This is a genomic window from Nocardioides sambongensis (assembly GCF_006494815.1).
Lineage (GTDB): Bacteria > Actinomycetota > Actinomycetes > Propionibacteriales > Nocardioidaceae > Nocardioides > Nocardioides sambongensis.
Genome location: NZ_CP041091.1, coordinates 3,647,085 through 3,668,208, shown reverse-complemented (window position 1 = coordinate 3,668,208; position 21,124 = coordinate 3,647,085). Strand labels below are relative to the sequence as shown.

Here is a 21,124-nt window from a genome sequence, read left to right as displayed (position 1 = left end):
GTCGCCGGGAGCGGCGGCGATCCGGGGCTGAGACCCACCCCGCCGGGTACCGAAGAAAAAAGTTTCCGTGACCACCAATCCGGTCCACCGGCGGCGTCGAACCACCTGCACAAGACACCCCAACGGGAAGGCAAACCCATGAACCACTTCAAGCTCCCCCTCCGCCGTACCGCCGGTGTCGCCGCAGCGCTGGCGCTCTCGGTGTCCCTGGCCGCGTGCGGCAGTGACGACGAGAGCGCGGACGACTCCGGCTCCGGCGACACCACCAGCGAGACCAGCGAGTCCCCGATGGACGAGGGCTCGGAGAGCATGGACGACAGCACCGGCGCGATGACCGAGACGTTCGGCCCGGCCTGCTCGGAGATCCCCACCGACGGTGAGGGCTCCCTGGACGGCATGGTGGACGACACGGTGGCCACCGCGGCGAGCAACAACCCGCTGCTCAGCACGCTGGTGACCGCGGTCAGCTCGATCGACGGCCTCGCCGACACCCTCAACGGCGCCGAGGCGCTGACCGTGTTCGCGCCCTACAACGGCGCCTTCGAGGAGCTCGGCCAGAAGAACGTCAACGCGCTGGTCAAGGACGCCAAGAAGAACGGCCAGGACTCCGACCTCTACGCCGTGCTGGCCCACCACGTGGTCGGCGAGAACGCCACCGCGGACGCCGTGGTCGGTGAGCACGACACGCTGGCCGGCGACACGGTGACCGTCGAGGGCGACCCGGAGTCCGGGATGACCGTCTCCGACGGCGACGTCACCGCCAACGTGCTGTGCGGCAACATCCCGACCGCCAACGCCACGGTGTACGTGATCGACCAGGTGATGACCGGGGTCAAGTGACCGCGGACTAGCCACGGTCACCACCCACCCGGAAGGATCACGACATGGATCCGGTCCGCTCCGGCGCCGACGGCGCCCCCGACCAGGGGGCGCCGTTGGGCGCGGACCACACCGACCTCGCCACCGAGCTGGCGGCTCTGCTGAACCGCTCCGCGCGCGGTGACCGCGAGGCCTTCGCCCGCCTGTACGACGCCACGTCGGCGCGCGTGCACGGGCTGGTGCTCCGGGTGGTGCGTGACCCGGCCCAGGCCGAGGAGGTCACGCAGGAGACCTACCTCGAGGTCTGGCGGACCGCGAGCCGCTTCGACTCCGACCGGGGCAGCGCCCTCTCCTGGCTGCTGACCATCGGCCACCGCAAGGCGGTGGACCGGGTGCGATCCGCCGAGGCGTCCAGCCGCCGGGAGACGACGTACCACCAACGCAACCACGCGGTCGACCACGACGCGACCGCCGATGCGGCACATGCCTCGCTGGAGGCGAAGCGGGTGAGGACGGCACTGGCCGACCTCACCGCGATCCAGCGCGAGGCGATCGAGCTGGCCTATCTCGGGGGCTACACCCACACCGAGGTGGCCGCCCTGTTGGACCTGCCGGTGGGGACGGCGAAGACCAGGATCCGCGACGGCCTGATCCGGCTGCGCGACGCGATCGGAGTAGGACGATGACGGATCACGACCAGAACCTCAGGCCCGGCGAGCTGCCGGCCGCCGACCTGCACCGGCTCTCCGGGGCCTACGCGGTGGACGCGCTCGACGACATGGAGCGCGCCCGGTTCGAGCGGCACCTGGCCGACTGCGCCGACTGCCGCGCCGAGGTCGCCGAGCTGCAGGAGACGGCGACGCTGCTGGCCACCGACGAGGTCGCGCCGCCGCCGGACCTGCGCGCCGCCGTGCTCGCCGGGATCGAGACGGTCCGGCCGCTGCCGCCGGTCGCGGAACCTGCCCGGCCCGTCGAGCCGGCCCGGCCCGCCGCCGCGGGACGGCGCAGCCACCGGCGCGTGCGCTGGACCCACAACCGGATGTTCCTGGCCGCGGCCGCGGTGGTGCTGATCGCGCTCGCCGCCGGCACGGTCTGGATCCGCCCCTGGGCGGGGGACGGCGGGGACACGATCGCCGCGCCCACCACCACCGAGCGGGTCCTCGAGGCCGACGACGCCACCCGGGTCCGGCAGGACTTCCCGGACGGCTCGACCGCGACCGTGGTCGTCTCCCGCAGCGAGGGCCGCGCGGTGATCGTCACCGAGGACATGGCGGCCGCGCCGTCCGGACGGGTCTACCAGCTGTGGCTGCAGACCCCGGAGGGCTCCATGCAGCCGGCCGGGCTGATGCCCGACGCGCCCGACGCCACCCTCCTGCTCGACGGTGACGCCGCCGACGCCACCGCGGTGGGGATCACCGTCGAGCCCGACGGCGGCTCCCGGGAGCCGAGCAGCGACCCCATCGCGCTGTTCACCCTGGAGACCTGATGCACCCCCGCCGCGTCGCGGTGATCGGCTCCGGCGTCGCCGGGCTCCTCGCCGCCCATGTCGCCTCCCGCACCGCCGAGGTCACCCTCTACGAGTCCGACCGGCGGTTGGGCGGCCACGCCGACACCCACCGGGTGCCCGACCCGGCGACCGGCCGGGAGCTGGCCATCGACACCGGGTTCATCGTCCACAACGAGCGCACCTACCCGACCCTGCTGCGGCTCTTCGCCGAGCTGGGCGTTCAGTCACGGCCCTCCGAGATGTCGCTGTCGGTCAGCGACCGCGGCACCGGGGTGGAGTGGGCCGGCGCGCTCGGTCCGCGCGGCCTCTTCCCGAGCGGCCGCAACCTGCGCGACCCGCACTACCTGCGGATGCTCACCGAGATCCCGCGCTTCCACCGGCACGCCAAGCGGCTCCTGGCCGGCACCGACGCGACACCGGCCGGGGACCTCGCCACGCTGCGCTCGTTCCTGGACGCGCACGGCTTCACGCCGTACTTCCGGCGGCACTTCATGGAGCCGCTGGTCGCCGCCGTCTGGTCGACCGACCCCGCCGACGCCCTGGACTACCCGGCCGCCTACCTGTTCACCTTCCTCGACCACCACGGGATGCTCGGCGTCTTCGGGTCGCCGACCTGGCGCACCGTGGAGGGCGGCTCGCACGCCTACGTCGACGCCGTCGCCGCCGCGCTCACCGCCGCCGGCGGCAAGATCGCCCTGGACGCCGCGGTGGTCGCGGTGAACGAGCACGACGACGGGGTGCGGGTCGCCACCGAGTCCGGCACCGAGGAGTACGACGCCGCGGTCATCGCCACCCACCCCGCCGCGGCGCTCGGGATGCTCGCCGCGCCCACGGCCGCGCAGACCGAGGTCCTCTCCGCGATCCCGTACGCCGCGAACACGGCGCTGCTGCACACCGACACCTCGCTGCTGCCCGATGCCCCCGCCGCCCGTGCCTCCTGGAACTTCCGGCGCCCCGAGCGGCTCGGCGGACCGGTGCTGGTCACCTACGACCTGACCCGGCTGCAGCGGCTGGACACCCCGCAGCACTACCTGGTGACGCTGGGCGGCGAGCACCTGGTCGACCCGGCCACGGTGATCGCGCGCCGCGCCTACGAGCACCCGCAGTACAGCCCGGCCTCGGTCGCCGCCCAGGCCCGGCTGCCCGAGATCGACACCGACCGGATCGTCTTCGCCGGCGCCTACCACGGGTGGGGCTTCCACGAGGACGGCGCGCGGTCCGGGCTGGCCGCGGCGGAGCGACTGGGCTTCTCGTGGCCGGCCGGCGCCGTCGTACCGGACCTCTCGGTCGCCGCTGCGGGCAGCCCGAGCCCGGGGAGCGGAGTACGCCGCGACCCCGGCCGCACCGCCGCTCGCACCGCCTACGCGACGACCCTCACCCACACCCGGCGTGCACCGCTGCGCCACCGCTTCCGGCTGCACACCCGGATGTGGGTGGTCGACCTCGACGACGTCGCCGCGACCCGGCCGCCGGCCGGATGGCGGCGCGGCACCTTCGAGGGCCGCGACCACTTCACCGGCGCGACCACGACGATCCGCGAGGGGCTGGACACCTTCCTGGCGCAGGCCGGGCTCGACCTGCGCGGCGGACGGGCCCTGATGGCGGCCCAGCCCCGCGCGCTGGGCCACTGCTTCAACCCGATCTCGGTGCACTGGGTCTGGCGCTCGCCCGACGGGCCGGAGACCGGCGCCGCCCCGGACGCGACGGTGGTCGAGGTGCACAACACCTACGGCGACCGGCACGCCTACCTGCTCGACATGGACGAGGACGGCCGGGGCGAGGTCGACAAGGCCATGTACGTCTCACCGTTCCACGGCACCGACGGGCGGTACGTCGTCCACGCGCCGCCGCCGACCGGCGACCCGGACGGGCGGCTGCGACTGGCGGTCACCCTCGACCCCGGCGACCAGACCCCCGAGGCCGGCCGCTTCGGCGCCGCGCTGACCGGGCGCCCGGCACCCGAGCCGCGGGTCGCGCTGGCCGGGCTGCGCGGCACCGTCTCGATCCACCTGCACGGGGTGTGGCTCTGGCTGCGCCGCCTCCCCGTCCAGCCCCGTCCCACCGATCACCCCGCTCCGCACGGAGCCCGTCCCGGAGGCAAGCGATGACCGCGACCGCAAACCCCGCACTCGACACCGACCGCTGGCCGGACCTGACCGACGCCCCGTCGTACGGCATCGCGGCCCGGATCGCGCGGCGCCTGTTCCGCAGCGCGATCGGCCGGCTGCCGGTGACCGTCCACCTCGCCGGCGGCGCCCACGGACCGGCCGAGGAGATCGGTCAGGGTGGGCCGGCGATCCACGTGCACCGGCCCGACGAGTTCTTCGCGCGGCTGGGGCGCGACCAGCTGATCGGCTTCGGCGAGGCGTACATGACCGGCGCGTGGGACGAGGGCGACCAGGGTCCCGACGCGCTCGGCGACTTCCTGGAGGTGCTCGCGGCCCGGATGGCGCGCCTGGTGCCGCCGGCGCTGCAGTCGCTGCGCGCGGTGGTCACCACCCGGCTGCCGCAGACCCACCGCGGCTCCCGCTCGCACACCCGGGAGAACGTGGCCGCGCACTACGACCTCTCCAACGACCTGTTCGCGCTGTTCCTCGACCCGTCGCTGTCCTACTCCTCGGCGCTGTTCACCGAGGAGGAGCGCCGCGACCCGGTGCGCATCGACGAGCAGGTGTTCGTGGCCGCGCAGCACCGCAAGATCGACCGGCTGCTGGACGGTGCCGGCGTCGGACCGGGCACCCGGCTGCTGGAGATCGGCACCGGCTGGGGTGAGCTCGCGATCCGGGCGGCGGCCCGCGGCGCGGTGGTCCGCTCGATCACGCTGTCGGTCGAGCAGCGGGCGCTCGCGCTGGAGCGGGTCGCCGCGGCCGGTGTGGCGGACCGGGTGCGGGTCGACCTGTGCGACTACCGGGAGCTGCTGGAGGAGCCGGAGGCGGCCCACGCCTACGACGCCGTGGTCAGCGTGGAGATGATCGAGGCCGTCGGGGCGCAGTACTGGTCGACGTACTTCTCGACGCTCGCGCACGTGCTGGCTCCGGGCGGTCGGGTGGCGCTGCAGGCGATCACGATGCCCGACGACCGGATGCGCGCCAGCAAGGACACCCACACGTTCATCACCAAGTACATCTTCCCCGGTGGGGCGCTGCCCTCCCTGGTGGCGATCGAGGAGGCGCTCGAGGGCACCGGGCTGCGGCCGGTCGACGACCTGGCGATCGGCGCCGACTACGCACTGACGCTGCAGCGGTGGGACGCGGCGTTCGGGGCGGCGCAGGAGAAGGTGCTGGCGCTCGGGTTCGACGAGACGTTCTGCCGGATGTGGCACTTCTACCTGCAGTACTGCCGGGCCGGGTTCGCCGCGGGGTACATCGACGACCACCAGCTGGTGTTCACCGGTGGAGGGGCGCGATGACGGGTGCGGGTTTCCCCGGTCAGCCGGTGAAACCCGCACGACACGCCGAGCCACACCGGCGTGTCGCGCGGGTTTCGGCCGACAAGTACGACGCTCCGCCCGCCGACGGGGTCGCCGCCCGCCTCGAGCAGGCGCTGCGGCCGTTCATCGGCGGCGACCTGCCGGTCCGGCTGATCGCCTGGGACGGCTCGGCCGCCGGGCCGCTGCGTGACGGCGGCGGCACCGACCTGCCGGTCGTCGAGCTCCGCTCCCCCGACGCGCTGCGCCGGCTGCTGTGGCACCCGGGCGAGCTCGGTGCGGCGCAGGCCTACGTCACCGGCGACCTCGTCGTCCGCGGCGGGCTGGCCGAGCTGGACCGGGCGCTCACCCTGGCCTTCGCCGTGGCCGAGGAGCGGGGCCTGAGCGGTCGGCGACCCTCGCCGTCCGCGGTCGTCACTGCCCTGCGCACGGCGGCCGGACTGGACCTGCTCGGCCGTCCCCCGGCGCCACCGGCGAGCCAGGCGCGGATCCGCGGCCGGCTGCACAGCCGGCGCCGCGACCATGCCTCGATCAGCCACCACTACGACACCACGGCCGACTTCTACTCGCTGATCCTCGACCCGGTCGCGATGGCCTACTCCTGCGGCTACCACGCCTCCGCGGAGGTCTCCTTGGTCGAGGCGCAGCACGCCAAGCTCGACCTGGTCTGCCGCAAGCTCGGCCTGGAGCCGGGGATGCGACTGCTCGACGTCGGCTGCGGCTGGGGCTCGATGGCGCTGCACGCCGCCGAGCACTTCGGCGTCGAGGTGACCGGGGTGACCATCGCCGCCGAGCAGCAGCGGTTCGCCACGGACGCGGCGCGACGCCGCGGCCTCTCCGACCTGGCCACCTTCGAGGTGCGCGACTACCGGGACGCGGTGCCCGCAGCCGGGGAGGAGTACGACGCCGTCGTCTCGCTGGAGATGGGCGAGCACGTGGGCGAGCGCAACTACGTCACCTACGCGCAGGTCCTGCACGACGCGGTCCGCCCCGGCGGGCGGGTGCTGGTGCAGCAGATGTCGCGACCGGCCGGCAACCACCCCGGCGGCGGCCCGTTCATCGAGAGCTTCATCGCCCCCGACATGCACATGCGGCCGGTGGGCGCCACCGTCGACCTGCTCGAGGGGTCGGGCCTGGAGGCCCGCGACGTGCACGCGATGCGCGAGCACTACGTGCTGACGGTGGCCGGCTGGATCGAGCGGTTCGAGGCGAACCGCGCGGAGATCACCGACCTGGTCGGCGAGGAGCTGGTCCGCGTCTGGGAGCTCTACCTGGTCGGCGGCTCCCGGGCCTTCCGGGACGGCCGGATGGGCGTGGACCAGGTGCTGCTGGTCCGCCCGGGTGCCGACCACGGGCTGCCGTGGCAGCGGGAGTGGTGATGTCGGACGGATCGGCGCTGCTGCTCGGCGCGGCGACCTCACTGGTGGTCGCTGCGCTGGTGATGACCCTCACCGTGATCGTCGCCGGCCGTCAGGGCCGGGTGGTCGTGGTCGACACCGCCTGGGGCCTCGGTTTCGTGGCGATCACCGTGCTGGCGGCGGCACTCGCCGCGATCCTCGGGGACGGTGAGCCGTGGCGGATCGCGGTGCTGGTCGCGCTGGTCGGTCTGTGGGGGCTGCGGCTGGCCTGGCACCTGCTGCGCCGCAACCACTCCGGCGAGGACCCGCGCTACGAGAAGATGCTCGGCGGCACCCTGGCCGAGGTCGGTCTCGGGGTGGCGGTGCGCAAGGTGTTCGCCGTCCAGGGCGTGGCGATGGCGTTCATCGCGCTGCCCGCGGCGGTCGGCGTCCTCGCGGAGGTCCGCTGGGCCTGGGTGGTCGCGCTGGGTGTCCTGGTGTGGGCCCTCGGACTGGTCTTCGAGGCGGTCGGCGACGCGCAGCTCGCGGCGTACAAGCGGATCCCGAAGCAGGAGCGGCCCCAGGTGCTGGACACCGGTCTGTGGCGCTACACCCGCCACCCGAACTACTTCGGCGACGCCTGCGTGTGGTGGGGGATCTGGCTCGCCGGCGGTCTCGCCTCGGGCTGGGTGGTGGGGCTGGCGACCGTGCTGGCGCCGGTGGCGATGAGCTTCTTCCTGGTCGAGGCGACCGGGGCGAAGCTGCTGGAGCGGACGATGATGCAGCGGCCGGGCTATCCCGAGTACGCCGCCCGCACCTCCAAGTTCGTGCCGCTCCCGCCGCGCAAGCCTCACTCGCCGGCGTAGAGGCCGACTCCGAGCTGCAGGCCGGGGACGTCGCCGACGTAGTCCTCGAAGTCCTCGTCCTGGACCCGGATGCTGACCGTCACCGTCTCCCCCGGTGCGAAGGTGCGCCGGATCGCCGTGCCGTCCTCGCGGTAGCGGCTGACGGTCAACCCCGGCACGCCCGGGCGGGTGTCGCTGTTCGCCACCCAGCCGGCGTCGGCCCCGGTCAGCGAGTCGGACAGCATCCCCCGGCACCCGCTGCCGCCCTCGACCAGCCACCGGTCCTCGACGTACATCACCGCGTACGGCGTCGGCACCTCCCGGTCCGCTGCGGAGTAGGTCAGCCCGGACTGGCAGAAGTCGGCGAACATCGGCCTCTCGGGCACCACGACCTCCATCGACACCTCACGGTCGCCCACCGCGCCGATCGCCGCGCCGACCAGCGTGCGGTCGGTCCGCGCGGCGCCGTCCCGGTCGGTCACCTCCTGGCGGAAGGTGATCCCGTCCTCGGTGACCCCGGCCGGCGGGGTCTGGGAGAGCTCGTAGAGCGCGACACCGATCCCGCCCGCGGCGCGGGCGTCGAGCAGGTCGTCGGCGCGCAGGTCGTGGTCGCCGTAGGTGTCGTCGATCAGGCGCGGGGTGCTGAACGTGCCGGCGGGTCCGCGGGCGAGGATCATCTCCTCGACCCGGATCGTGGCCCGCTCCTCGGAGACCCAGGCCACCACCAGCGGGCGGTCGTGCTCGGGCAGCTGGGAGAGGGTCAGCGAGGCGTCGTCGCGGGTCTCGGCGCCGGCGACGTACTCGAACGTGTAGCCCTGGTAGGTGACGGTCTCCGGGACGTCCGCGCCGTGCAGCTCCCCGGGGGCGGCGGAGTCGGCCGGTGCCGGCTCCTCGGCCCCGTCCGGGAGCACCGTGACCGCGGCCGCGCCGGCCACCAGCACCGCGACCAGGGTCGCCGCACCCACCGCAGCCCGGCGGCGTCGTACGGCGCGCACGCGGCCGGTGACCGCGCCGGCCCGGGCGTGCCCGTCGTGGTCGAGATCGGGGGCGTGGCTGCGCAGGGTCTGCTTGAGGTCGTCGATCGTGTTCATCAGCTCTGCTCCTCGATCAGGGAGGGGTCGATGCGCAGCTTGGCGAGCGCGCGGTGGGTCTGGCTCTTCACGGTGCCGACGCTGCAGTCGAGGACCCGGGCGGTCTGCGCCTCGGTCAGGTCCTCGAAGAAGCGGAGCACCACGACGGCCCGCTGCCGCCGGGGCAGCCGCCCGACGGCGTCCCAGAGGTCGTGGCCGGTCTGCACGCGGTCCACCTCGAGGCCGTGGCCGGACGGGCGGGGCTCGGGCATCTCCTCGGTGGGCTGCTCACCGTTCCACTTGCGGCGCCACCAGCTGGCGTAGGTGTTGACCAGGATCTTGCGCACGTAGGGCTCGGGGTCGCCGTCGATGCGACCCCAGCGGAACCAGGCCTTGGTGAGCGCGGTCTGCAGCAGGTCCTCGGCCGCGGCGTGGTCGCGGGTGAGCAGGAACGCGGTGCGCAGCAGCGCCCCGGAGCGCGCGGCCACCCAGTCCTCGAAGTCGGCGCGCTCGCCCACTGGTCCCCCGATCGGCCCCACGGTGCGGCGCGGGGTCTGCAGTGCGTCCATGCCCCTCCCACCGGTCGGGGCGCAGGAATGGTTGCACGCCGGTCAGCAGATTTCTGCGACGGCGACTCGGGACGGCCCGGGAGGCGTTCACCCGCCGTTGGCCGCGTTCCCCTAACCTGCGCGGGTGAGCAACGAGGACTACCTGCGCCTGGCGACCGTCGACAACTTCCGCGACGTCGCCGGCGACGGCTACGCGACGACCGACGGGGGGCGAGTCCGCACCGGGGTGTTCTTCCGCTCCAACGAGCTGCGCCTCTCCGGCCCGGACCTGGCGACGCTCACCGGTCTCGGGCTGACCGCGATCATCGACCTGCGCTCGCAGGGCGAGATCGACCGGCACCCCGATCCCGCGGTGGACGGCGCCGACTGGCTGCACTTCGACCTGTTCGGCATCCCGATGGAGCGGGTCGCGGCGGTGCGGACGGTCGCGGACGCCGAGGAGATCATGGAGACCGTCTACCGCGGCTTCGTCGACGACGAGCACAGCCGGGCCCAGCTCGGCAATGTGCTGCGCCAGCTCTCGACCGGCGCCAAGCAGCTCTTCCACTGCACCGCCGGCAAGGACCGCACCGGGTGGACCGCCGCCCTCCTGCTGCACATCGCCGGCGTCGACGACGCCACCATCGCCAGCGACTACCTGCTCACCAACGCGCGCAGCGCGGCCAGCCGCGCCCGACTCGAGGCATCGATCGTCGAGGCCGCCGGACCGGAGCGGGCCGCCGTGTTCGCCCCGACCCTGATCGCCGACATGACGTTCCTGCGGGCTGCCAGCGACGCCGTGCAGGCGTCGTACGGCGATCGCGAGCGCTACCTGCGCGACGGGCTGGGCCTCGACGACGAGACCCTCGGCCGGCTGCGCGCGCTGCTGCGCGACTGAGCCCGCGCGGCCGGGGTCGGTGGTCGCGGTCTCCCGAGCCCCATGCGGATTGGTCCGGTTTCCGCCGATTTCTCGACCAATCCGAATGGGGCGCGCCGCACCCCCACACCCGCGGACCGTCAGCGGCTGCGCACCACCCGGCGCCGCCGGTCGTTGCGGCGGCGCAGGTCGCGGCCCAGCCGCCGGTCGCCGTGGTAGAGGATCGAGTCCCAGTCGACCTCCCGGACCAGGTCCTGGTCGCGGCGCGGCGGCGCGGGCTTCACGATCGGCACGAAGAGCCAGTTCACGACGCCCATCACCATGTCGACCAGCGAGTTGGTGACGCCGATGTAGGCGCGGATCGCCCAGGCGGCCAGCACCGCGTTGAACGCCGCGAAGGCGAGGTTGCCCCAGTTCTCGTGCTGATAACTGCGCCAGACGGTGATCAGTGAGTAGATGACGATCAGGTAGGGCACCAGCACGTGCAGTCCGGGCGCGGCGGTGCGGTTGCGCACCTTCGGTGTCCGGGCGAACGGGATCTTCTCTCCGGTGAACGCCTGCTGGATCGACTTGAGCACGCCGGCCAGGTTGACCGGCAGCAGCACCAGGTTGAACCCGTAGATCCGGAAGATGTCGCCGGCCCGGTGGCCGCAGAGCCGCAGGTCGCTGGCCATCGCCATGAAGTAGGGCAGCGCGGCGCCGACCACGAGCGGGCTCAGCAGGCGGCCGTCGTAGGGGTAGAACAGGATGAACAGCAGCGCGAAGCTCGCCCAGGCGATCGACGCCATGTAGTTGAGCCGCTGGGTGAACTCGCCCATCCGGATCGGCCGGCCCTCCCGCGCCCGGGGCCCGCGCTGCGCCCAGAACTTCGGGAAGATCAGCAGACCGCCGTTGGCCCAGCGCCGCCGCTGCACCACCAGGGAGCCGTAGTCGGGCGGGGTCGCGGAGTAGCTCAGCCGCTCGGGGTAGTTGATCAGCCGCCACCCGGCTGCGGCGATGTCGACCGAGGACTCGGTGTCCTCGATGACGGTTCGGTCCTGGATGTAGGTGCGGACCTCGTGCCCGGCGACCGTCTCGACCTGGACGATGTCCTCCAGCGCGCGGCGCCTGATCACGGCGTTGGCGCCGACCCAGAAGGTCGCGCCGTGGTAGGTCATGCCCTGGTGCAGGATGTGCTGGATGTCGGTGGTGGCGCCGGCCACCCGCTCGATCCGGGTCGGGGCCCCCCGATAGGAGGAGTACGGCGTCTGCGTGATCGCGACGTCGAGGTTCTCCTCCTGCTCGAGGAAGTAGACCAGCCGCAGGCAGTAGTCGCGGAGCAACTGGGAGTCCGCGTCCAGGGTCAGCAGGTATTCGGGGTCCGGGAAGTGCAGGTCGCCGCCCTCGACCTGCTGGTCGGCCTCGAGGCGGACCAGCATGGTGCCGTCCGCGGTCTCCGTGGGCCGCCAGGTGCCGCCCATCAACCCCAGGTAGGAGTTGATGTTCATCGCCTTGTTGGCCTCCTGGGACAGCGAGGCGTAGCGCTTCCGCTCGAAGTTCTCCATCCGGGCGGCGAAGATCCACAGCAGCCGGCGGAGCAGCTCGCGCGCCCGCTCGGCAGCCATCCGCCCGTCCTGGTCGATCGCGGCCTCCAGGGCCAGCAGGGTCAGCCGCAGCTCGCTGGCCAGCGCCATCAGCACCTGGTCGACGAAGAACTCCGCGACGTGGTCGGAGACGACCTCGTCCTCGGCCATCCGCTCCAGCCACTCCGCCGAGGCCAGGTAGATCGCGGCGGCGTCGGCCAGGCACTCCGGCGGCGCGGTCTCGCTGGACCGCAGCCGCTGGTCCCACTTCTCGTACGTCGCCCGCGCCTGCTCGTAGGGGACCGCCAGCTGCTCCTCGATCTCGGCGCCCAGCGCGCGGGTGGCCTCGAGCTTGGCGAGCACGTCGGGGTCGGTGGGGTACGGAGGGTCGTCGATGAGCAGGACGATCCGCAGATCGGGGTACTCCTGCAGCGCCGCGCTCCACAGCGTCAGCCGGACGACGTCGGGCTCCTCGGCGTAGGAGGGGATCAGCACCGTCATCGGTGCCCCGGTCTCGGTGAAGTGCGCGTCGAGCAGGCCGCGCGGCACCCGCCGGTGCGCGCGGAACCGCTTCAGCGCACCCTGCCGGGCGGTCAGGTACATCAGTGCCGAGAAGGTCAGCACGCTGACCACCAGCAGGTAGGAGATCGCCTCCATGGTGAACCGGAAGCCGCCGACGTCGTTGAGGAAGTGCCGGACGATGGTGGAGATGACGTAGGCGACCCAGCAGAGGATCGTGACGGTGATGCCGATCCGTCCCCAGGTCAGCTTCGCGGTGCTCGGGATCAGGTGGACGATCGGCATCGGCTCCGAGCGTCGCTCGGCACCCCACTGCCGTCTCCGCCGTGCCACGACGGCGGGAGCACTGGTGTTCACGAATCCCCCTGAATCCGATGTCGACGACCCGGCACTACGTAGGGTAGTGGTCAGCCGGTCGACTGGGACCGGCTTCGTGTCGCTTCGGTGCTCGCCAAGGGGGAATTCGACCGATGTCGCTGGTTGCGGGTCGCCGCCTCTCCTGGGGCCGTCTGGCTGTCGTGCTGGTCGCCGCGGCGGGCCTGGTCTTCGCCTCGCTGCGCGGCTGGCAGTGGTTCGAGGACTCCCGGGTCTCGGTCCCCGAGGACTCCTGGTTCGCCGGGTACGTCGACGTCACCGCGACCCCGCAGCTCGCCTTCGAGGAGCCGTCCAGCGGCGCCGGTCCGAACGCCGTGCTGTCCTTCGTGGTGGCCGACCCGGACGACTCGTGCGAGCCGTCGTGGGGCGGCGCCTACGACCTGGCCACCGCGGGTGAGGACCTCGACCTGGACCGCCGGATCGCCCGGCTGCGCCAGCTCGGCGGCGTCCCGGTCGCCTCGTTCGGCGGACAGGCCAACACCGAGCTCGCCGTCGCCTGCGACGACACCGACGCGATCTACCAGGCCTACCGCGAGGTGGTGCTGCGCTACGAGATCGGTGTTGTCGACATGGACATCGAGGGCGAGGCGCTGGCCGACACCGCGGCCCACCAGCGGCGCGGCCAGGCCCTGGCCCGGCTGCAGGACGAGGAGGACGTCGCCGTCTGGCTGACCGTGCCGGTGGCCCCGCACGGCCTGGCCGAGGACGCCCTCGACCTGATCACCACCACGCTGGACGCCGGGGTCGATCTCGCCGGGGTCAACGTGATGACGATGAACTACGCCGAGTCCAAGGACGCCGACGCGACCATGGCCGAGGCGTCCATCGACGCGCTGGAGAGCACCCACGAGCAGCTCGACCGGCTCTACACCGAGCGCGACGACCGCAAGACCTCCGCCCAGCTGTGGCGGATGATCGGCGCCACCCCGATGCTCGGCCAGAACGACGTGGCGGGCGAGATCTTCGACCTCGACGACGCTAGCGAGCTCAAGCAGTTCGCCGCCGACCACGATCTCGGGCGTCTCTCCATGTGGTCGCTGAACCGGGACCGCGAGTGCAGCGACAACTGGCCCGACGTCACGGTCGTGTCGGACTCCTGCAGCGGCCTCGAGCAGGACACCGGCGCGTTCGCCGCGGTGCTCGGCGACGACGTCGAGGGCGTGCCGGACCCCGACGCCAGCGAGACCCCCACCCAGAACCCCACCGAGATCCCCTCCGACGATCCCGCGACCAGCCCGTACCAGATCTGGAACGAGGAGCAGGTCTACCTCGAGGGCGAGCGCGTGGTCTGGCACCAGAACGTGTACGTCGCCCGCTGGTGGAGCAGCGGCGACGTCCCCGACGACCCGACCGTGGCCGAGGGCGCCTCGGCCTGGCAGCTGCTCGGGCCGGTGCTGCCCGGGGAGACCCCGGAGCCCAGCCCGACCGTCGCCGCCGGCACCTACCCGGAGTGGAAGCCGACCGAGGTCTACACCAAGGGTGACCGGGTGCAGCTCGGCGACACCGCGTTCGAGGCGCAGTGGTGGAACCAGGCCGCCAGCCCGGACGCCCCCTCCACCCAGGACGAGCCCTCCCCGTGGCGGCGGCTCACCAGGAAGGAGATCGCCGAGGACTCCGAGGGCGAGGCGTCCACCGCACCGTCCGGCGGATGACCCCCGGCGCTCCCGCCGCTCCCGACGCTCAGCTCCGGTCGGACTCCTCGCCGGAGCTCGACGGTCGGGGGCGCTCCGCGGTGTCCTCGTCCCCCTGCACCGGACGGCCGACGCGTCGGACCGCGCTGGGGATCTTGCGCGAGCGCGACGGCCGCCGCTGGGCGCCCGGCGCCGGCGGACCGGCCTGCGGACCACCGTCGCCGCCCGGCTGGCGGAGCCGCTCCAGATCGGCGAGGTCCATCGGCTGGGTGGGCTCGTCGGCGGCCTCGGGGCGCGGCGGCTGGCCGGGGATGTGCTGCTTGATGACCTCCTCGGTCCGCGGGTCGAGCACGATCGCGTGGGTGTCCCCGTCGCGTCCCTCGAACCGGACCGCCACGGTCTCGAAGCCCTTGTGCCGCTGCATCTGCGCATACATCGCGTAGGCGCGACGATCGGCCTCGGTCAGGTCCACCGCGTCGGTGAACGGGGTGAGCAGGGCGCGGGGCCAGAGCCGGCGGGCGAGCACCACGTTGACCTCGATGCCGAGCACGCCCATGATCGCGCCGACGTACAGCAGCGCCATCAGGCCGAGGACCACGGCGAAGGTCTCGTTCATGTTGTTGCCCTTGGCGCTGCCGATCACGTTGGTGACGTACTGGGTACCGATGTACTGCAGGAACTGCCACATCACCGCGATCGTGTAGCCGCCGGGCGCCGCGTTGACGACGTTCTGCCGGATCGCCCGGGCCGCCGCCATCCGCAGCAGCACGGTGAGCAGGGAGCCGAGGAGCAGCACGGTCAGCAGCCGGACCACCCAGTGGAACCAGGTGTAGCCGGAGAGGCTGCCGACCAGCTCGGTCTCGGTCAGCACCGCCGACCCGACCGAGATGGTGAGGATCGCGGTGCCCGCGACGCCGAGGATGAACACGCTGTTGACCCGGGTCATCACCGGGTGCGGGCGGCTGTTGCGCGGCACCGCCCAGGCGGCGGACTGTGCGTTCTGCAGAGCCAGGCCCAGCCCGATCGCACCGTAGAGGGCACCGAGCGCACCGACGATGACACCGCCGGCGGACCCCTGCAGGCCCTCGGGTCGTCCGAGCTGGTCGCCGATGATCGGGAACTGGCCCAGGGCGGAGTCGATCACCGACTCCTGCAGGTCCGGACGCCCCTCCAGGATGAAGCCGAAGATCGAGGTGGCCAGCAGCAGCAGCGGGAAGATCGCCAGGAAGGCGTAGAACGTGAGGATCGCCGCGAGGTAGTTGCCCTGGTCGTCGAAGAACTTGTAGATGACCGCGATCGGGAAGCCGAAGACCGACCGACGGCGTTGACCGCGGTCCAGATCTCCGACGACACCCACGAGGGCAACCTATCCGGCGCAGGCACGCCGACGGGGCAGCCGGGCCGCTGCACGCGTGGTCACTCCCCGGCGGCGCCCTCCCACGCAACGAGTTCCACCTCCGGCAGGGGCGAACAGAAATCGTCCGCGACCTCCACCTCGAACCCACCGAAGATCATCGGGCCACGGTAGCCAGCGACGCCCCGGTCGACCAGAGCAATCTGGTCGACCGGGGCGCGACGGGGTCTCCTCAGCGGCGCGACACCCGCACCACCACGGCGTCGGTCGATCCCTGCACCTGCGCGCTGCCGGCGTAGGTGACGACCAGCCGGTGACGCCCGGGCGCCATCCGGCGGATCCGGATCTTCACCTCACCGTCGACCAGGCGGCCGGTACCGACCACGCGGGAGCCGTCGAGGATCCGCACCGTGCCGTTGGGCGTGACCCCGCTGGCACCGACCGACACCGAGACCAGCGCCCGCTGACCCTTCTTCACCCGTCCCGGCGCGGTCGCGCTGGTCGTCGAGGCGACCTTGCCGACGAGCACCGACGCCGATCTCGCCGAGCCGGGCGAGTGGCCGGGCGCGGTCGCGGTGACCCGGACTCGGAGGCTGGTCCGGATGTCCGCCGCCGTCACCTGGTACGTCGCCCCCGTGGCCCCGTCGATCGCCGTCCCGTCGCGCAGCCACTGGTAGGCGAGCTCGACGTCGTCGAGGTCCCAGGCGCCCGGGTCGGCGCTCAGCGTCTCCCCGACCTCCGGTGTCCCGGAGATGCTCGGGTCCGTGGTCGCCACCGGAGCGTCGTCGGCGGTGATGGTGACCTGGACCGACACCTCCGCGGCCGCGACCCGGTCGTCACCCGCGTAGGCGACGGTCAGGTCGTGGGTGCCCGCGTCGAGACCGGCCGGGACGGTCAGCGTCGCCGTACCGTCCTCGAGGGTGGCGGTGGCGAGTTCGTCGTCGCCGTCGCTGATGGTGACGTCGCCGGTGGCGACCACGTCTCCGGCGTCGACCTCGACCTCGATCGCGACGTCCTCGCCGTGGGCGGCGGTAACCGGGTCCACGGTCAGCGTCGGGGCGGCCGCACCGGCCGTGGCGAAGACGGCCGGCTCCGAGACCGCCCGGCCACCACCCGAGCTGCGCGCGGTGACCATCCAGCCGTGGGTGGAGTCGACGCCCAGGTCGTCCCAGGTCACCGTCGCCACCTCACCCGAGGCGACCGTGTCGCTGCCGATCCGCTCACCGGGCAGGAACGCCGCCACCGAGTCGGTGGTGAAGCTCGTGGTCCGGCTGTTCAGGTCGACCGGCAGCACCATCGCGTCCTCGGTACCGTCGTAGCGCGGCTGCTGCTCGCCGGCGATGTCGTACTCGGTGGCGCCCAGGTCGTCCAGGTGCGGCGAGTAGGTGTCGACGCTCATCACGCTGCGCTCGACGTCGAACTGGAGCAGTCGCAGGAAGCTGGCGCCGAAGCGGAGCCGGTCGGTCGGCGCGTGGTCCACGTCGCCGTCCCCGTCCAGGTCTCCGTCGAGGCCGAGCTCCTCGGCGGTGGCGGTGTAGGCCTGGTAGTCGGCGAGCAGCTCGACGACACCGTTGGACATGGTCACCCCGACGCCCCTCTTCACGTTCGCGGCGACACCGTGACGGTGCCCGGCCAGCACCAGGAAGACGTTGGGGTTGGGCTCGACGAGGAGCTTGTAGAGCGCCGATCCGTCACCCATCAGCCCGCCGCCGCGGCCGTCCGGGCTGGTCGACGGGGCGAGGTAGTCGTGGGTGAGCACGATCGCGTTGCGGTCGGCGTAGCGCTTCAGGATGCCGTCGGCCCAGCGGGCCTCCTCACGGTCCACACCGTAGGAGAGACCGATGCCGACGAAGTCCAGCCCACCGGCCGAGAAGAGGACGTAGTTGTTCTGGTTGTCGCCCTCCTTCCACGGACCGCCGTAGGAGTTGCCCTCACCCCACGTGTCGTCCGCGGCGTCGTAGCGGCCCGGGCCGAAGTAGGTGTTGAACCGCGAGGTGGGGCCGGTCTCGGTGCCGCGCTGGTTGTCGTGGTTGCCGGCCACGACCTGGCTGACCACACCCGCGTCGTCGAGCACCTTCTGGTACTCCGAGCTCGCCTCGAACTCCTTGCGGACCTGCTCGTCGAGCTCGTTGAGGCCGGTGTCGGGGTTCACGTTGCCGACGGTGTCGGGGTTGTTGATGTTGTTCTCGATGATGTCGCCGGTGTGGGCGACGTAGGCGATCTTGCGGTCGTCGGCGTTGGCAGCCAGCCACTCGGTGGTGTCGCGGTAGGAGCGCTGCCAGATCGCCTGCTCGACCTCGGTCATCACGTCGGTGTCCTCGGTGACGCCGTCGAAGTCGTCGTACGTGCCGCCCGCAGCCCCCTCGGAGAGGTACTGGGTGTCGGTGTAGTGGGCCAGCGAGAAGTCGTACGACGCCGGGTCGTCGAGCTCGTTGGCGACCGGGTCCGGCTGCTGCAGGTCGTCGGCGAAGGGGTCCTCGCCGGTGACCATCACGTGCAGGGTGCCGGCGTCGACCAGGCGGGCCGGAACGCTCGCTGTCAGCACGGTGTCACCCTCGACGGTGCCGCGGGCGCTGGTCTGCACGACCCACTCCCCTGCAGCCGCGTCCCAGACCCGCAGCGCGACGGTCCGCTCGGGGTCGATGACGCCCTGCCACCGCACCACCGGGTCGGCGTCGGTACCGGCCTCGGCAGCCGCGCCCACCGGGACGTCGTAGCGCTGGAAGGTGATCTCGGTGGAGGCGGGTGCCTCGACGGTGCCGTCGCTGATCGGGGCGAGCGAGTCGACGTCGACGCTCTCCTCGCCGGTCACCTCCAGCGTGGTCGGGAGGGTGTCGGCGGTGCCGGCGAAGCCGGCCTCGGGTGCGACCACCTCGGCCTCGTGGAACGTCGCGGTGACGCCGTTGCCGCCGGGCGTGGTGACGCGTGCGGAGAGGTCGACGCTGGCGCCCTGGTCGGTCGACCCGTCGGCCGGGCTGAGCTCCGTCGGCGCGGCCGGGATGCCGGCGTTCTGGAACGGGATGCGGCGGGTGGCGGTGTTGCCGACCGCGTCGGTGGCGATCACGCGGATCACGTGGCGGCCGGGGTCGAGGCCCGCCCCGATCGGGTCACCGAGGGCGACGGGCTCACCGTCCAGGGTGATCTCCGCGTCGCCGGCCACGCCGGTGAGGTCGTCGAGCTCGACCTCGAGGGCCACGGTGGCGTTGAGCCACTGGCCGGCGGCAGGGACGCTGCTCGCCACGGCGGGGCCGGTGTTGTCGACCGAGATGGTCCGGCTGGCGCTCTGTCCACCGCTCGAGGTCGCGGAGACCTCGTGCTCACCGTCGGTCAGCGTCGTGGTGTCGACGTCGACCCGCAGGCCGCCGGCGGGTGCGTCCACCCGGAACAGCTGGGTACGACGGTGCGCGGAGGCGAAGCTGCTGCCGCAGACCCCGTCGCCGATCGCGACCGGGTGCTCGACCCCGGCGGCGTCCTCCATCTTGGTGAGCTTGACGTCGGTACCGGAGGCGGGCACCAGGTCCAGCTCGGTGAGCGGGAAGTCGTCGTAGTTGTCACAGTCGCCGCTGTTGACGGCACCGGCGACCACGTCGATGACGTTGACGCCGGGCACCAGCCACTCGTTCGGGAAGCTGAGGGTGGCGCGGCCGGGCTCCTGGGGACCGAACTCGGTCACGTTGCCGTTGATCGCGATGGTGTTGGGGAAGCCGGCGTCGGCGCCGTTGCCGCCCATCGTGTAGTCGAGGCGGGCGGTGCCGGGGGCCAGCGTCTGCAGGGTGCGGCTGGTGGTGGCGCCGTCGACAGTGAACTCCAGTGTGGCCTCGGTGACCGCGGTGCTGCTGGACCCGCAGGTGCCGTCACCCATCGGATAGCTCGCTGCGACGTCGACCGGGGTGGCGGTGCCGTCGGCGGCCTTCAGCGTGATGCCGGAGAGCGCGAAGTCGTCGTGGTTCGCACAGCGCTCCCCTCCGCGCTCGCCGTTGATGGTGCCGGTGACGATCTCGATCCGGTTGGTGCCGGGCACCAGGTACCGGTTGGGGAACGACAGCGAGACGTCCTCGCTGACGTGGTCGCCGCCGATCTCCACCCGGTTGCCGTTGACCAGGAGGTGGTTCTCGTAGCGCGCGTCGATCGAGTTGGAGCCGACGGTGAAGTCCAGCGTGGCGGTGCCCGAGGCCAGCCGCACCGGCACCTCGGGCTCCGCGCCGTCGACCAGCAGCGAGCTGACCCCGCCCTCGGCGGCGGCGATCAGCGGCTGCATGCCGGTGAGGACGGTGCCGTCGCTGGGGGTGATCACCGGTGCACCGGCCGGCGCGTTGTTGACCCGCACCTGGTGGCTGACCTCGACGCCCTCGGCGGTGGTCGCGGTGATGGTGTGTCGCCCGTTTGCGAGGCTGGTGGTGTCCAGCTCGGTGGTCAGGCCGGTGGTCGCGCCCGGCGTCCCGGCCACGTTGAAGTGCAGCTCGGCGCTGGTCAGCAGCGAGGTGTTGGTGCCGCACGAGCCGTCGCCGAAGGCGTAGGTGTACTCGTTCTCCTCCCCGTCGGCGGTCTCCTCGAGCAGGTCGAGCCGGAAGTCGGAGAGGGCGAAGTCGTCGTAGTTGGTGCCGCAGCTGCCCTCGGTCGTGCCGACGACGACCTCGATCACGTTGTCGCCGCTGACCAGTTCCTCGGCCGGGATCTGCAGCGTGGCTCGCTCACTGACCACGGTGGGGATGTCGATGCGGTGCTCACCGTTGACGATCACGTGGTTGCCGAAGTCGGCGGAGGCGGAGTTGGAGCCGACGTCGAAACTGAGCTCGGCGAAGCCGGCCGTCTCGGTGGCGTCCACCGACGCGTCGTCCACGGCGAGCTCGACCACGTCGTCCTCGGGCACCGTCGGTGTGCTCGCCACCGTCACGGTGCCGGTCAGGAACGCGCCGTCCTTCGGGGTCAGCGTCGGCGGCGTGTCCGCATCGACCTCGGCGGCGGCGTCGAGCCGCGATCCGCCAGCGGGCTCGGCGGGCTCGGCGGGCTCGGACGGCGCAGCCTGCGCCGGAAGGGCTGGAGCAGCCAGACCGAGACCGACCGCAAGGCCGAGGGCGGGCGCGACGAGACGGACGGGACGTCGTCGTGATGACGGACGTGGACGCACGGAAACTCCTGGAGTCGACCGGGTGGGAGGGCGCGACCGATCGGACGATCCGCGCGCCGTCCACGAATGAATCGCTGCAGGGTGGATAGGGGCGGAGCGGTCTCGTGCCTGCTGGTGGCGAGACG

The 21,124-nt window shown here is 72.5% G+C and carries 14 protein-coding genes; 9 read left to right on the top strand and 5 right to left on the bottom strand.

Annotated features, from left to right (window positions below):
- Positions 1-138 precede the first annotated feature (138 nt).
- The 7 genes from FIV43_RS17120 to FIV43_RS17090 are packed head-to-tail and all read left to right on the top strand — an operon-like array spanning position 139 to position 7,956.
- Positions 139-840: a fasciclin domain-containing protein gene (locus FIV43_RS17120; protein ID WP_141015106.1), complete on the top strand. Its 702-nt coding sequence runs from the start codon at positions 139-141 to the stop codon at positions 838-840.
- A gap of 44 nt (positions 841-884) precedes the next feature.
- A complete protein-coding gene (gene sigK, locus FIV43_RS17115) occupies positions 885-1,505 on the top strand; it encodes an ECF RNA polymerase sigma factor SigK (RefSeq protein ID WP_141015105.1) in 621 nt (206 codons plus the stop codon).
- Positions 1,502-2,305 (top strand): anti-sigma factor, encoded by an 804-nt coding sequence (locus FIV43_RS17110; protein ID WP_181407558.1) that lies wholly within the window; start codon positions 1,502-1,504, stop codon positions 2,303-2,305. The genes sigK and FIV43_RS17110 overlap by 4 nt, the downstream gene beginning before the upstream one ends.
- Complete coding sequence (locus tag FIV43_RS17105; RefSeq protein WP_141015104.1) at positions 2,305-4,434, top strand: FAD-dependent oxidoreductase; 2,130 nt, start codon at positions 2,305-2,307, stop codon at positions 4,432-4,434. The genes FIV43_RS17110 and FIV43_RS17105 overlap by 1 nt, the downstream gene beginning before the upstream one ends.
- A complete protein-coding gene (locus FIV43_RS17100; RefSeq protein WP_141015103.1) occupies positions 4,431-5,735 on the top strand; it encodes an SAM-dependent methyltransferase in 1,305 nt (434 codons plus the stop codon). Before FIV43_RS17105 ends, FIV43_RS17100 begins: the two co-directional genes overlap by 4 nt.
- Positions 5,736-5,761: 26 nt before the next feature.
- The gene (locus FIV43_RS17095) at positions 5,762-7,132 is read left to right on the top strand and encodes an SAM-dependent methyltransferase (protein ID WP_231123476.1); all 1,371 of its coding nucleotides are present in this window, start codon (positions 5,762-5,764) and stop codon (positions 7,130-7,132) included.
- Positions 7,132-7,956 (top strand): DUF1295 domain-containing protein, encoded by an 825-nt coding sequence (locus FIV43_RS17090; RefSeq protein WP_141015101.1) that lies wholly within the window; start codon positions 7,132-7,134, stop codon positions 7,954-7,956. The genes FIV43_RS17095 and FIV43_RS17090 overlap by 1 nt, the downstream gene beginning before the upstream one ends.
- Here FIV43_RS17090 and FIV43_RS17085 read toward each other — a convergent pair.
- Both FIV43_RS17085 and FIV43_RS17080 read right to left on the bottom strand, forming a co-directional pair.
- Positions 7,941-9,026: a hypothetical protein gene (locus FIV43_RS17085; protein WP_141015100.1), complete on the bottom strand. Its 1,086-nt coding sequence runs from the start codon at positions 9,024-9,026 to the stop codon at positions 7,941-7,943. The genes FIV43_RS17090 and FIV43_RS17085 overlap by 16 nt on opposite strands.
- Complete coding sequence (locus FIV43_RS17080; RefSeq protein WP_141015099.1) at positions 9,026-9,574, bottom strand: SigE family RNA polymerase sigma factor; 549 nt, start codon at positions 9,572-9,574, stop codon at positions 9,026-9,028. Before FIV43_RS17080 ends, FIV43_RS17085 begins: the two co-directional genes overlap by 1 nt.
- A gap of 124 nt (positions 9,575-9,698) precedes the next feature.
- Here FIV43_RS17080 and FIV43_RS17075 point away from each other — a divergent pair, with 124 nt between their 5' ends.
- Positions 9,699-10,451 (top strand): tyrosine-protein phosphatase, encoded by a 753-nt coding sequence (locus tag FIV43_RS17075; protein WP_141015098.1) that lies wholly within the window; start codon positions 9,699-9,701, stop codon positions 10,449-10,451.
- Between the two features lie 119 nt (positions 10,452-10,570).
- Here the strand turns inward: FIV43_RS17075 and FIV43_RS17070 are convergent, their stop codons facing one another.
- Positions 10,571-12,796: a glycosyltransferase family 2 protein gene (locus FIV43_RS17070; protein ID WP_141015097.1), complete on the bottom strand. Its 2,226-nt coding sequence runs from the start codon at positions 12,794-12,796 to the stop codon at positions 10,571-10,573.
- Between the two features lie 185 nt (positions 12,797-12,981).
- On the opposite strand from FIV43_RS17070, the gene FIV43_RS17065 reads away from it, so the two are divergent.
- The gene (locus FIV43_RS17065) at positions 12,982-14,538 is read left to right on the top strand and encodes a chitinase (protein ID WP_141015096.1); all 1,557 of its coding nucleotides are present in this window, start codon (positions 12,982-12,984) and stop codon (positions 14,536-14,538) included.
- Between the two features lie 28 nt (positions 14,539-14,566).
- Here FIV43_RS17065 and FIV43_RS17060 read toward each other — a convergent pair whose 3' ends face one another.
- Both FIV43_RS17060 and FIV43_RS17055 read right to left on the bottom strand, forming a co-directional pair.
- On the bottom strand, positions 14,567-15,874 hold the full coding sequence (locus tag FIV43_RS17060; RefSeq protein WP_141015095.1) for a YihY/virulence factor BrkB family protein: 1,308 nt from the start codon (positions 15,872-15,874) through the stop codon (positions 14,567-14,569).
- Positions 15,875-16,103: 229 nt separating this feature from the next.
- On the bottom strand, positions 16,104-20,999 hold the full coding sequence (locus tag FIV43_RS17055; protein WP_141015094.1) for an Ig-like domain repeat protein: 4,896 nt from the start codon (positions 20,997-20,999) through the stop codon (positions 16,104-16,106).
- Between the last annotated feature and the right edge of the window lie 125 nt (positions 21,000-21,124).